The organism is Cytobacillus sp. FSL R5-0569, assembly GCF_038007265.1.
Taxonomy (GTDB): Bacteria; Bacillota; Bacilli; order Bacillales; family Cytobacillaceae; genus Cytobacillus; species Cytobacillus kochii.
Genome location: NZ_JBBOWW010000001.1, coordinates 565,433 through 578,916, shown reverse-complemented (window position 1 = coordinate 578,916; position 13,484 = coordinate 565,433). Strand labels below are relative to the sequence as shown.

Annotated in this window: 10 protein-coding genes; 2 read left to right on the top strand and 8 right to left on the bottom strand. The window is 38.8% G+C overall.

The features are described 5' to 3' along the window. Positions 1 to 549 precede the first annotated feature (549 nt). From pruA to MKX78_RS02995, 6 genes are all read right to left on the bottom strand, one after another. A complete protein-coding gene (pruA, locus tag MKX78_RS03020) occupies positions 550 to 2,097 on the bottom strand; it encodes an L-glutamate gamma-semialdehyde dehydrogenase (protein WP_095370698.1) in 1,548 nt (515 codons plus the stop codon). A gap of 284 nt (positions 2,098 to 2,381) precedes the next feature. Further along, the gene (locus MKX78_RS03015) at positions 2,382 to 3,602 is read right to left on the bottom strand and encodes an MFS transporter (protein ID WP_341049710.1); all 1,221 of its coding nucleotides are present in this window, start codon (positions 3,600 to 3,602) and stop codon (positions 2,382 to 2,384) included. Between the two features lie 243 nt (positions 3,603 to 3,845). Next, a complete protein-coding gene (locus MKX78_RS03010) occupies positions 3,846 to 5,354 on the bottom strand; it encodes a SagB family peptide dehydrogenase (protein ID WP_341052696.1) in 1,509 nt (502 codons plus the stop codon). Between the two features lie 24 nt (positions 5,355 to 5,378). After that, positions 5,379 to 7,307, bottom strand: coding sequence for a TOMM precursor leader peptide-binding protein (locus MKX78_RS03005; protein WP_341049708.1), 1,929 nt, complete (start codon positions 7,305 to 7,307; stop codon positions 5,379 to 5,381). Continuing rightward, positions 7,307 to 9,205: a putative thiazole-containing bacteriocin maturation protein gene (locus MKX78_RS03000; RefSeq protein WP_322910208.1), complete on the bottom strand. Its 1,899-nt coding sequence runs from the start codon at positions 9,203 to 9,205 to the stop codon at positions 7,307 to 7,309. Before MKX78_RS03000 ends, MKX78_RS03005 begins: the two co-directional genes overlap by 1 nt. Before the next feature lie 195 nt (positions 9,206 to 9,400). Beyond that, positions 9,401 to 9,631, bottom strand: coding sequence for a heterocycloanthracin/sonorensin family bacteriocin (locus MKX78_RS02995; protein ID WP_095370703.1), 231 nt, complete (start codon positions 9,629 to 9,631; stop codon positions 9,401 to 9,403). Between the two features lie 161 nt (positions 9,632 to 9,792). Between MKX78_RS02995 and MKX78_RS02990 the strand changes: the two genes are divergently transcribed. Together MKX78_RS02990 and catA are read left to right on the top strand one after the other, a co-directional pair. Beyond that, positions 9,793 to 10,500 carry a class I SAM-dependent methyltransferase gene (locus MKX78_RS02990; protein ID WP_341049705.1) on the top strand — a complete coding sequence of 236 codons (708 nt, stop codon included), beginning with the start codon at positions 9,793 to 9,795 and terminating at the stop codon, positions 10,498 to 10,500. Positions 10,501 to 10,720: 220 nt separating this feature from the next. After that, positions 10,721 to 11,371, top strand: a complete 651-nt coding sequence (gene catA, locus MKX78_RS02985; protein WP_307315322.1) for a type A chloramphenicol O-acetyltransferase — start codon at positions 10,721 to 10,723, stop codon at positions 11,369 to 11,371. Positions 11,372 to 11,437: 66 nt separating this feature from the next. Here the strand turns inward: catA and MKX78_RS02980 are convergent, their stop codons facing one another. After that, positions 11,438 to 11,899 carry an SRPBCC domain-containing protein gene (locus tag MKX78_RS02980; RefSeq protein ID WP_095370705.1) on the bottom strand — a complete coding sequence of 154 codons (462 nt, stop codon included), beginning with the start codon at positions 11,897 to 11,899 and terminating at the stop codon, positions 11,438 to 11,440. 404 nt (positions 11,900 to 12,303) lie between these two features. Then, a complete protein-coding gene (locus MKX78_RS02975) occupies positions 12,304 to 13,479 on the bottom strand; it encodes a CamS family sex pheromone protein (protein ID WP_322910210.1) in 1,176 nt (391 codons plus the stop codon). Positions 13,480 to 13,484: the final 5 nt, after the last annotated feature.

Here is a 13,484-nt window from a genome sequence, read left to right as displayed (position 1 = left end):
GCTATCTCACTTTGTTCCGCTATCTTTCCATTTTCTCACACAGTTGCACGTGCAATCGCACTTTCCACAGCTATCTTTTCCATTTTCCCACACAGTTGCACGTGCAATCGCACTTTCCTACGCTATCTTTCCAGTTTCCCACACAGTTGTACGCGCAATCGTCTTTTCCCCAGCTACCTTTTCCATTTTCCCACACAGTTGCACGTGCAATCGGACTTTCCTACGCTATCTTTCCGGTTTCCCATACAGTTGCACGCGCAATCGCACTTTCCCCAGCTATCTTCCCGGCTTCTTACGGTCGGAATCGCTATCTCGCTTTCCTCCGCTATCTTGCCATTTTCCTACAATGTTATCCGAGCAAACTCTTTAATACTAGCTATCCAACCAGATTTCAGTAAAACTCTACTCATAATCCTGGTTAAGGATTGCCGAGTAATGTTTGTCATCCACTCACTACTACGTCAACTTTTGCCAGTAGATTTGGTAAAGGTACGTACATAAAAAAAGGCACTCACCGTATTTTTGGTGAGCACCTTTTGATTAGACAGATTAATACATTTCAGATGTTGTTTTTGCTTGCATGTGTAGCATGATGTAGTCAGGGCCACCCGCTTTTGAGTCTGTTCCTGACATATTGAACCCTCCGAATGGTTGGTAACCGACAATCGCCCCTGTACAACCACGGTTGAAGTAAAGGTTTCCGACATGGAAATCTTCACGTGCTTTTTGGATATGTTCACGGTTGGTTGTAATAACAGCACCCGTTAAACCATACTCCGTGTTGTTTGCCACTTCAATTGCATGGTCGAAGTCTTTTGCTTTTGTGAAACCGACAACTGGGCCGAAGATTTCTTCTTTCATGAGACGAGCTTCTGGGTCAAGATCAGCGAACACTGTTGGTTGAATGAAATAACCTTTAGAGTCATCGCCTTCTCCACCGGCTACTAATCTTCCTTCTTGTTTACCGATTTCAATATAACTCATGATTTTATCATACGCAGCTTGGTCAATAACCGGTCCTGTAAAGTTGCTTGTGTCTTCCGGATTACCAGCTTGTTTCTCTTTTGTAATTTCGATTACGCGATTTAACACTTGGTCGTAAACATCTTCAACGATGACTGCACGTGAACATGCAGAACATTTTTGACCAGAGAAACCGAAGGCTGAAGCTACGATTGATTGAGCAGCAAGCTCTAAATCTGCTTCTTTATCTACAACAATGGTATCTTTACCGCCCATTTCAGCAATGACACGTTTAATCCAGATTTGACCATCATTTAATTTTGAAGCTCGTTCGTTAATACGAAGGCCAACATCACGAGATCCTGTAAATGATACGAAACGAGTATCTTTGTGATCTACTAAATAGTCACCTACTTCTGCGCCACTTCCTGGTACAAAATTCAGTACACCTTTTGGTAGACCGGCTTCTTCCATAACTTCTACGAATTTCGCAGCCACAATTGGCGTTGTAGAAGCGGGTTTTAATAGAACGGTATTCCCTGCAACAATAGCAGCAACGGTTGTACCTGCCATAATCGCTAATGGGAAGTTCCAAGGAGAAATGATGATACCAACGCCAAGAGGAATATAATCATAACGATTAAATTCATTTGGACGACTGTTAACAGGCACACCATCTTTAATTGCAAGCATTTGACGCGCGTAATACTCTAAGAAATCAATCGCTTCAGCTGTATCAGCATCTGCTTCATTCCATGGCTTCCCTGCTTCCTTTGTCAATAAGGCAGAGAATTCATGTTTACGTCTACGAATGATGGCTGCTGCTTTAAATAACACATCTGCACGTGTTTCTGGCTTCACTTTCTTCCATGATTGGAAGGCTTTAACTGCAGCTTGCATCGCTTTTTCAGCTAGCTCTTGGTTCGCTTTTGAAACGCGACCAATGATTTCTTCTTTATTCGCTGGGTTTACAGAAACGATTTTATCTTCAGTAGAGATACGTTCTCCATCGATTAATAAATCATAATCTTGACCTAAATAACCTTTAACCGTTTCTAAACCTTTTAAATACCCTTCACGGTTTTGCTCAACGCTAAAATCAGTAAATGGCTCATGCTTATAAGATTGTACCATTTTTTCATCCTCCTATAAGTTCACATCAGTCATTTTGAAATGTTGCTACAATTGGCACATTTCAGACTGTGAAAAGATTAACCCTAACAATTATTATACTACCATAATTAGAGAAAATTCAGCAATGATTCTACTAATACTATTTTTAGAAAAATAATAAAGTTTCTATTAAATTGATTTTTTTCTCCTATTGATCAAGGATCTACCTAGTTGATTCACAATAGTATGCTAGTGATCAAAAGACCACTTCTTTTATATTAAAGTGGTCTCTTGTTTTAAATACATTAATAAGTTGACTCGTAATTTCTATACGTCTTTCCTTTCCATAAAGTGACTAGAGCAATGATTAATCCAATAATAGAAAAGGACAAAATGACTAATTGGATATCAATTCCTTTAGACACGAGTAAAGTGACAGTGGCATAAGCCAACGGGTCAAAGCCGTTCATCGCTAAGAAAACAATACTCATCACTCTTCCCATAATCCTTGGATCTGTATCTTCTTGTGCTGAAGTGAAGAATGGAATAGAAACAAATGTCATCGTAAATCCAATAAAGAAAGCTAAAGCTGTCAATATATACAAATTGGGAATTTGGCTAAATGCTATCGCAACAATGAGTGTTGCAATTAGACCAACAATAGAAGTGAACCCCCTACGGCGTATTTTAACCATTCCGATAATAGCAGTACTAACTAGCATCCCCACTCCTAATGCTGATTCAATGTAACTAAGATTGATTGGTGAACCTCCGTACGTCTCTACTAAGATGGGAATCGCAATAGAAATCGCACCAAAGGCAAAGAAATTTAACGTGATTAAAATAAGAATGCCTGTAATCAAAAATTTGCTCGCTTTGACATAAGAAAACCCTTCGATCAAATCTTTCAGTGGTGTTTTTTTGACTGTATTGTCTACTGGACCTTCTTTTAAGAATGGTGGAAACATAAAGAAAGCAGACAACAGAACAATAATAGCTGAAACTAAATAACCTGTTGTTACGCCAGCGAACTCCATGATACTCCCAGAAATAATTGGACCAACAATAAAACCAATTTGACCTAACCCCTGAATGATTGCGTTCGCTTGTTTGATCTGTTGTACTTGTACCAACTTGGGAATTAACGAGGTTCCGGCTGGTCCAGAAAAAGCATCTAGTGTTCCAAAAAAGAACCCCAAAATAAGCAAATAAACAAATGTTAATTGACCGGCATTGTTTAGTAAAAAAATGAGTACGAGTAAAACACCTTGAATGGTACTCGTAGTGAACATAATGGTCGTCTTCTTATATTTATCAGCAAGTACTCCACCAAATGCCATCATAACTACTCTAGGTACAGTAATGGCAATGAGAATCATGCCTAGTGAACTAGCAGACCCTAAATCTGAAATTACAAACCAAGTAGTTGTCATGAAAAACATACTAAATCCAATAATCGCCAAAAAGCTACCTATAAATAAGAAAATAAAAGGTGTGTTTCTCATTAAAGAATATCGTTGTTCCATTCATACCCTGCCTCTCTCCTTCTATCTACACCCAATCATAGAAGATAACGTAACGTGAGATGCAAGCTTTTTCTAATAGAAAATACTTTTTTATAGATGATTGTGGTTTAAAAGGGTAAGAAAAGAAGGCAAGAGAGATATTTGTTGCAAACTAATACTTGATAAAGCCTTCTAAGTTGAGTTAGAAGGCTTGTTTTCATTACCAAGAATTTGAGAGGGTACGTTATTGATGAGTAAACTACATCAACCTAATCCTCCTTTCAACCAAGCACGAGGCCGGTGCATGCCAACCGGGATTTGAATTAAGCTCGTTTTCCCTTTAGAAGCGAGTTCATAGAGTTGATCGCATTGACTGACAGAATAACCCAATAGTGGATGCCCTCCCAAATCTAAGGCAGACGCATGCAAGAGTAATCGTTGTGTTAGTAGGCCTGCCTCCATCTGTTGAATACGGTATCCTCGGTAACCCAATGAATCTTTGTAATGGCTTTTATCCCCTATTACATGCATACAAAGCGGCACTTGATATAAATTAACATTAGGCATCACTAAGCCCGAATGTAAAAACGGGCGATAATCACCTTCTTTCAATAGACGAAGCATATGATTTTCATTGTCATAAGCATAAGCCCCGTTCGGTATCCCCTCCACATTGTATAGGCTGCCGTATAAAGTTACACGCGCAGCAACATGGCCGTCGGTATCATCAAGATCGTGATGATAAGTGAAGGAACATGTCTCCTTTAGCAAGGTTGCTAGAGTCGTTTGCCTTATTTCCCCCATCATAAAGTCTACATCTGGAGAAAACCGCTTCTTACAAATCGATGAGAAATCATATGAATAGTTTTGTGTATTTGGCAAGGTTATATCAGTACCAGAAGTGAATGTTTCACCCTGGCACCTTACCTTTCTAAAAGACACTGTTGAATCGAACATGGCAGCTTCATTGAGCTTTCTAAGTAACGGATAGTCCATAGTCTTTGACAGGTTATGAGGTAGGTGACCTAATTGCGCTATTTCGGCGCACAATGTAGGGGAGGACACCATTTCTTTAGTCGTTTGGTCGATGGCTTTAGTTGATATCGGAATGACTGCGTACACACTTTCGTCTTCTTCAGCTAGACCTAGTAAATGATTCATTGCTCCGTCTAAAAACTGATAGCAAACTTTCGTATTGTAATCTAATTGATCTGCTATTTCTAATAATTGTCCAATGAGCACCCCAGTATCTAGTCCCTGTAATCGATAGGAAAAATGATTGTATTTATAAAAATTTTTCCAAAAGAAGGTTGAAATAAAAACAGTGCAAAAACAATCTTCAATCACTGTCCCCAAACTTTTGGAAACGAATGTATCAAAATTTCCCTCCCGTAACAAAATGAGGCGGTGATGAGCAACATCATAATGGTAGATGCCTGTTTTAGCATCTTCAAGTTTCATATATACATATATTTCATTAGGATAAAGCGCCCCACCGGAGGGGACAAATCTCCGCAATGATTGAGTGTCATGAGGGAGCCGGACATATTGAGTTATTCCATAGGTATACCATAGCAAATGCCCAATCTCCTTCAATGTAGGCATTAGATTTTGGTGAAGGGTTGAAGGTACATTAGCGTTTAACGGAATAGCTGGTAACCCACGGTACAATTTATACGGAAGGGGGGCCCCTTCCCAATCGACCTGCCAATCGGGTGGAGCAAGTTTCTCTGTATCAAAGTGGAGATTTTGTATAAATGTATCTAACTCCAATTCTTTCATCCTCCTCTCCTTCCATTACGGAAACGGGTGAGGAAGTGGGTTCAGCTCTTCATACGATAAGTGCTTCTTCCTATACCCTAGCTGCTTTGGCACCTTTAGTACTCTATCTAATCCTTTCACCCGTGTCAGGTGATGACCAAATGTCATTGGCAACATCCCAGGAATAATGACCTTCACACAATACAATCCATTCTCTTGAATAATTGGTGTTGTTTGGTCAACGACAATCACTTCTAGATTATTTTCACGGAACGTCTGAAGAACTTCGTGAAGGTCATCTTTCAAATCGTTGTATACTGGTGGCTTCTTGAATTCTTCAGCAAATGTACGTAATGGCCCTTGATTATTCAAAATAAACGTTAGGTATTCTTCCGCCTCGGGTAGACCGTACAACATGCCATGATCCTCCATTGTTCTTACTTTAAACGGATCTTCAAGCATCTCCTCGTATTTTTGCCTATTTGTTGCTAATTTCTCATCATGAACAAACATCATGCCCGCTAGCTCATAGATGGCACTTTTAACAGCCCTTACTGGGTCCATATGAGCACCTGCAGCACAAATAATATTTATACCTGTTTCTCTTCTATTTTTTGCTACTGCCCACACACTTGGGATACCATGTTCCATCGTTGAATTGTAAAAATGAAGGTCGTACCCTGCCACCTCACGTACCCGATCAACCATCAATTGCAATTCCTTGTCATCTGCAGAACTTAAATCAAGACGTGGCAATGGCATTTTCGCATACCAAGTGAGTAAAAAGGAATCTCGCTCAACGACTTCCATTACTCCATGAAAAATAGCTTCCTCCAGGCTACCTCCGATTGCACATCCGTTTGAAGTCTCATAAACAAAACCTTCCCCACAACCTAAACTGTAATAAGCAAGTAATTCTGGGACAAGAATAGATCTTTCTTGTAAGAATGAATAACCCCAAACCCAATTCATTGGTTTATTAGGTTCGAATGATTGATACGGAAAATGAGGATTCTCATAATACTCAGGTGAGTGTAAACCAACAGTTGAAGGGTTTAAGGCTTGATCCATAACATCTAGATAACTTCCTCGTACAACCCTTCTTTTTCCCCTAGGCTCGATACCGCAATACCGCTCTAAGCCTTCCAAAATAGCTGTTAACTCGCTCATTCGATAAGAGTTAGATCTTCCAGCCACTCCCTCGCTTGCACCAAACAGTGGCATATTCATAAGAACATCAGCAAAAGGAAGTGTCCAATCCTGTATTTTTCCATTGATTACCCCCGTCCGATGATCGTAATAATCTCTTAATAGCACGGTTTCTAATTCTTCAATTGAACGACTGCGATAACCAGCACCTTGAATTTTCGGACTAGATTGCAACTTAATTTCTGCTAATTCCGCTGAATCTTCTGGAATGTCTCCACATATTGGGCACATTGGATCAAAGGAAAAATGATGAGATGAATGCATGAACGTTTTAAGATTTGTAATGAACAGTTGATTTTCTAAATGATTGATCTCTCCTTGAAGAATATAATCCACTTCTGTACATAATAAAGTTGTCATTTGCCAAAGTCCCGTTCGTGATGCCCATGCGTCTTGCGGGCGACTTTCTCCTGATAATTTATAATAAAGCCCCCACATTTCTTTAGAATCTGTACCTCCTATGATGCGCCTTACATCGGCGCAACGTGAACATCCCCGTTTTCCCGGTTGTACAAATGGACCAATAATTCCCTCACCAAAAGAAACAAAGCCACGGAGCCATGGAATATTTTCCTTTCTGAATTTTTCTTCTGCTTGTTGATGAACGGAGGGCTGCCAATTATCATGCAATACGAGCGCCAATGTTGTATCTTCAGGGAAATCCGTTAATAGATCTTGCCGCGCGACTGTATAATTACTAGACAATTGCCTATAGACAAAATCGGCCAGTTTACCATTACCGACGATGACAATCATTAGCGTACCTCCTTACAAATCTGTACACCATAAACTCCAGCTAACTCTTTTCTTAAAAATGGTTCAAAAGAAAGATCGTAAACAACGATCTCTTTATGGCCCTCATTTAATTTGTAAACAGCAGATTGTAATAACTCCTTTTTTGTCAAATGCTCACATGAAGGAATGTTTAGTTTTGCCTCTTTCCCTCTTATACCATAATGAGAGTTTATTTCCCCCTCATGGAACGTTGCCTCATTTTGTACATTCGATACTGCTTTTTGCAAAGCGTGACTTAGTGCCAGTGTGATATTTAAACCAGAACTACTATATTTAAAACCATTTGACTCTATGCATATAACAGGAAAGCCTAATATTTCATTTCCCATACGGATAGTGGGTGGACCATTTAAGGTGGTCAGTGACTGTAAATAATATCTACAACTACGATCCTCTATCCTCTCAAGATTTACTGGTAACAGCGATTGTTGCTGGTCAACTGGAAGACCTCGCCTTTCCTCTTCCAAATACGCTTGTAGTCCACGACAAACCGCTTCTGCAAGGGATTCACCAGCACCAATGCCCATAAATCCACTTATTCTACCTCTCACTATTTGTGAAACATACATCTCCAGTCCAGTAAGCCCTGCTTCCCTTCTTGCTTCTTCATGTGTTAGACCCGAGCATAAAGCCTTCTTCAAAAGAGTAGCCGGTCCTTTTGCCAATGGATTTACTGCTTGAACATAACATTGTGAAAGCGGAAGCTGTGTTAAGTCCTTTTCCTCCCAAATATGAAGAATCCCTGTTTCTTTAGCAGTTAATAAACTAAAATATTCTAACAGTCTGTTTGTGTTGGGCTGTTCCGTATTCTCTCTCAGAAGTCGGGTGTTTAAATCATCAACAAGTTCAGGTTTAAATGTAAGATTTTCAACTAATGGATGTGAATAGTAAGAAATCCATTCACCTTGCAAACTTTCAAGATTTAGCAAATAGAATTGATTGTTTTCTTTCTTATCCATTGCTCCTGTCACCTGCTTAAAAAACTCAAAAACAATAATATTCGCCAATAAAGCACCTGCGGTCGAAGAATAAGGCTGTTGCTTACGTTCTTGTTCCAATATTGCCTCATGCATTCGACGCCATGCAGATTCCCAGCATCCCTCTGTTTCTGAATCAACTACAGGCCCTGCCATTCCCACCTGCTTTAGATATAAAGCAGGAAGGAAGGCTTTCTTTTCTTCTTTACAAACCTGATTAATCTCCTTCACTTCGTCTATATCTCCATTTTGGGAAACATATAATATCCAATCAAATGATTGTACTACTTCTCTCCAATTCTTACTGTAAGGAATTTCCTCCACTTTCACGGTAGGATCATCCTTTTTGGCATGATTCACTATTTCATTAATCCGCTTATGGTCTGTTGGGACTGCTTCTGTCATCATCACATGAAAGGTTGGTAGCCCTGATTCCAACAATGCAGATGTCAGCGAAATGAATAGAGAACCAGATCCCATCACTAATACCTTTGCGTGGCGATACCTTTGAAAACGATACGCACCTGAATCAACAAAACTCTCAATGAATTCAATTTGTGAAGCGTATTTTTCTAGAACACTTGCTGGTAATTGGTGTGATTGATCTTGACTCGTATCTCTAACATAACCTTTCGTCAGTAAAGCCTCACCAATTTCATATACTCTGTTTCGATAGGGAGTGGTCAAACCCGCAGTGAGTTCTTCCAAAGTATGATTTCCATTAAACATAGGGATCAGCTTTTCAATCCATTGATAAATAGTGCCTCCATCCATCCAAAATGAACTGGCGTTATTCCTAAAATAGACGCCTCCCTTTGGGTCTGGTAGATAAAATGTATCATTCTTCACTTTGAGACGTGAGGTTGCTTTCAATTTCGTCATGTAGCCCCTCCTTCGATCTGAGCATTCATTAAATATTCCTTATAATTTATGTATTTGTATTTGTCCATTATGAATAACGAAAAAGAAGCCCCTAACATAGGGACTTCTAGAGTGTTTACACACGCTTCATTATTCATTTTGTGACGAGAGAACGAAGGTAACTTACACTGACACTTGCCTTTAAAAAAGGAATTGTTAAATAAAGAACCCGAAGCAACCAAAACAACCAAAACAGCCTGCACATCTAAAACCGCCACAACCACCACAGCGAAAACCACCACAACCTCCGCAACCACCACAGCCGCCACAGCGACGCATATCATTAAATTGAACTGGTACTGGTGCTTGATATTGAATAGGTGTTAATTCACCCACCTGATATTGATCCATTCCAAGTGATTGAAGTTCATTTTGAAAATTTTGCATTTTTTCTTCCCCTTTTTAGGTTTAGTCCGTAGAAAGAGAGTCTAAAACCGCTCTCTGTAACAAACTATGATGTTTTTAGGTAGTTGTTACTGATGTAAAAGCCCATTTGGCAAAGAACATTAGATTTGTTTTTTTCATACCTTATAGAAATACAAAAGGAGGTGGTTCCCATTTATTTAGATTTCTTATCAAAGTTTGGTGTTGGAGGAGCGCACCCGGGTGGTTTTGAACTAACAAAGGCGCTTCTTATGAATGAAGAATTAGACGCTATGTCGGAAATTTTAGATGTAGGCTGCGGAACTGGCCAAACAGCCGCCTTTTTGGCTGCTCAGTCAGGGGCAAACGTAACTGGGGTTGATATTAATCCTATTATGGTGGAAAAAGCAACCCATAGAATGAAGGAAGCTAAACTTCCAGTACGTATTTTCCAAGGTTCTATCGAGGCACTCCCACTTGAAGATGAGAAATTTGATTTAATTATGTGCGAATCAGTCCTTACTTTTGTCAATCAACCGAAAGCGCTTAAAGAGATTTTTCGTTTATTGAAAAAAGGGGGGCGGTTTATTTCTAATGAGTTTACTGCCAATGTCTCACCCCCTCCATGGATAGCAGATGAAATCAATCGATTCTATGGGATCAACTCTGTCCTCACCGAAGCAGAATGGCAGCGTTTATTTGAAGGGGCAGGATTTACGAACATTCGCGTAAGTGGTCAAAATCAGTCGATGCTCCAATACAATCCCAACCCTGATTTTCTTTATTCAAAGCACATTGAACCAGAGCTTTATACCGTAATGAACGAACATTTTAACCTATTATTGAAATATAATGAGCTATTGGGCTACCGGATATTTGCATGTGGAAAATAAACAATTATTATCTACCCACCCGTGATATACATGATCTCATTGTTAATAGGAGTTCCAACGGGTGGCTACTCCTTTTTTGAATATAGATTGTATATATATAGGTGCTAAAGCATATTACATATGTTAGGATTATTTAAATAAACTAAAGGAATGGGACCAATGAAAAAAGCAGTTCTTATAGCCTCCTAAAATCAGAATATATTTTAGGAGGCATTAAAAGATGAAATTCACTAAAATCGACATAAATAATTGGGAACGTAAAGAGGTTTTCAATCATTTCTTAAACCAACAAACTAGCTTTAGTATCACTAATAACATTGATATTACTGAGCTATACCAATTTACTAAAGAAAAAGGATATCAATTTTATCCTGCTTTTATTTTTTTAATCACACAAGTTGTCAATACCAATAAACATTTTAGAATGAATGTTACTGCTAAAGGTGAGTTAGGGTACTGGAACAGAGTGATTCCTATGTATACGATTTTTGACAAGGAGTCAGCGTTATTTTCCGCTATTTTCACCGATATCGATGAAGGCTTTGAAAGGTTCCACATGGATTATGTGACCGATACTGAGTTATATACTGGTACAGGAAAATTGTTTCCTAAAGCACCCGTACCTGAAAATGTCGTTAATATATCTATGATTCCATGGACTACTTTCACTGGATTTAACTTAAATATAAATACAAATCCAAATTACCTCCTGCCAATAGTTACTGCGGGTAAATTTTTCAATAAGAATGAAAATATTTATTTACCACTTTCACTACAGGTTCATCATGCTGTCTGTGACGGTTATCACACCGCTCTTTTTATGGACACATTTCAGCGCCTTGTTCGAAATCCTAAACAAATGCTTAAGTGAATGAGAAATAACCCACCGACTACATAAATTTAGTCGGTGTTTTTTTAGTAAAGGTCATACCTAAAATTATTCCACAAATAGAGCTAGATTTTCTAATGTTGAATGTAAACCGATATCATGATCTGCCTTGTTTATTCCTTTAGGGACATTTTCACATATAATGGTGACTTTTGTCCCTTTTGCAAGAGGTTCAAATAGCCATGTCTGTTTCATTTCACCAGTGAATTCCGGCGATTCTGAGTCAAATATTACTAGTTGTATTATCTTTTTATCAGGAACTAATTCTAAAAATTTCCCTTGATACACATCACTGTTCTCAGTTGTTTTTCCATATGAGGGTTGGTTTCCTTCATAGAAGAGTGTCATTTTGTAAGTTCCCTCTTCCCGCGGATCAAAATCTTCAACATAACCTGACATTCCTTTAGGTGGGAGCCATGATACTAAAGCTTTCGGATGGAGAAATGCTTCATAAATCGTGTGTGATTCTGCCATGATCACTCTTGAAGCTGTATCTGTTCTATTTTCCATAACAAAACCTCCTTCGGTCTATCATTTCTATGCAATAAATGTTGATATCACAAATAACCTTAAAGTTCTACTATTTCTTCTACGGAAGCATAGATTACTCCTTCCTCAGCTAAGCTGACCTATTTGATAATAATGACGATGTTGATAGATGGATTTCTTCGATTGCTTTCACCTTGGTTGGACCGATTCACGCGGGGTGTACAAGTGCACAGGCAAAATCATTTGTTGTCACTGTCGGAATAATACCTAGTTGCGGGTGGAATTCGTTCCGCTACCTTTAGAGTACTCTCTAAAAATCTTCGAAAAGTATGTTGGGGCACTTAATCCTTGTCTTTTTGTTCAAACCACCTTAATCCCATTGCAAATAAAAAAACGCCGTTTAAAAATAGCGGCGTTTTTTCGTTTTATTGATAAATATGAACAAATGGTTCAGCTTCGTTTGCGTTTCGGACGATTAATGATTCTGGTCCGTTAACTGATGTGACGCTTACTTGGACAGAGATATATTCTGGAAACATACTAACAACTTTGCTTGTTACATATTGGGTGAATCCGATACTTTCTGACTTACCGTAAAATTGTATAGGTATATCTATATTTAGCTGTTGCAATTGATCACCAATATAGAAACCTTTTCCAATGACACCGTTAAAATTAGGGAAATATTTTTCAACATCTTGCTTGAAATTCAAGAAATTCGTATAGTCTTCACGATACTTCTCTTCGGCTGTATTAGATGGGAATAAAATATAGTCTTCCTTTACATCTTCCCAACCACTTAGCTGGTTACTCCCCTCAGCGGCATGCGCATAGGCGAAGAAGTTTCCTGGGACGACAGACGTTCTTTCCGATTGTTCAAATAGGGCAATGGTAATCGGTACGTTCTCAAGCCCTTCTTGTTGTCTTAATCTCTTTATAATTTCCTCAGCCATCTTTTTGCCTTCTGCTTCTACTTTACTATGAGAAATATCTTCTTCATACGTGGCACCGTAGGCTTCTTTTTGATAATAATGGACGGAATTAAGTGCCAAACCAATGACGACACCGCCAAGCTTCACCTTATTATCGCCATCTTTTACAAGATAGTTATGTTCTAAAATATGGGCTAAATAAAGAGGTGCACGGGCGTTTCTTTCTTCTTTAGTCCCTTTCCCATCATCAACAGGGTTTAGACCGAGATTCTCTTCCTCCGTCATATCTTTTTCTTCTAATTGTTCTTTCGTATATTGGCGACTTAACCATGATGAAATCGTGGTTTTATCAAGGTATTGTCCTTCTTGGAAGAAGAACTTTTCCGTATCAAAATGGTTCTGAGCCACTCTCATTAAACCTGTTTCGAATTCATTAATATCATATTTTGTATTCACATTATTAACGACTAAACCGCGTGACTCACTTGGCTTAAAAGGTAGGATTGTCCGATAGTACGAATCGGATATTTTAAAGTTTGGTATGATCGCCTGTTCTTCTTCGCTGCTCTCATTTTCATTTTGCACAACCTCTTCTTGCTGGTTAAAACTAGGTGCACAACCGGCGAGTAAAAGAACGAATGACAGCGACACTGCCATGAGTTTTTTCACGATTT

Excerpts from the sequence above, each read along its gene's own strand:
- pruA (WP_095370698.1), bottom strand. The coding sequence starts at position 2,097 with ATGGTACAATCTTATAAGCATGAGCCATTTACTGATTTTAGCGTTGAG.
- MKX78_RS02995 (WP_095370703.1), bottom strand. The coding sequence starts at position 9,631 with ATGCAAAATTTTCAAAATGAACTTCAATCACTTGGAATGGATCAATAT.
- MKX78_RS03005 (WP_341049708.1), bottom strand. The coding sequence starts at position 7,307 with ATGATTGTCATCGTCGGTAATGGTAAACTGGCCGATTTTGTCTATAGG.
- catA (WP_307315322.1), top strand. The coding sequence starts at position 10,721 with ATGAAATTCACTAAAATCGACATAAATAATTGGGAACGTAAAGAGGTT.
- MKX78_RS03015 (WP_341049710.1), bottom strand. The coding sequence starts at position 3,602 with ATGGAACAACGATATTCTTTAATGAGAAACACACCTTTTATTTTCTTA.
- MKX78_RS02980 (WP_095370705.1), bottom strand. The coding sequence starts at position 11,899 with ATGGAAAATAGAACAGATACAGCTTCAAGAGTGATCATGGCAGAATCA.
- MKX78_RS03000 (WP_322910208.1), bottom strand. The coding sequence starts at position 9,205 with ATGACGAAATTGAAAGCAACCTCACGTCTCAAAGTGAAGAATGATACA.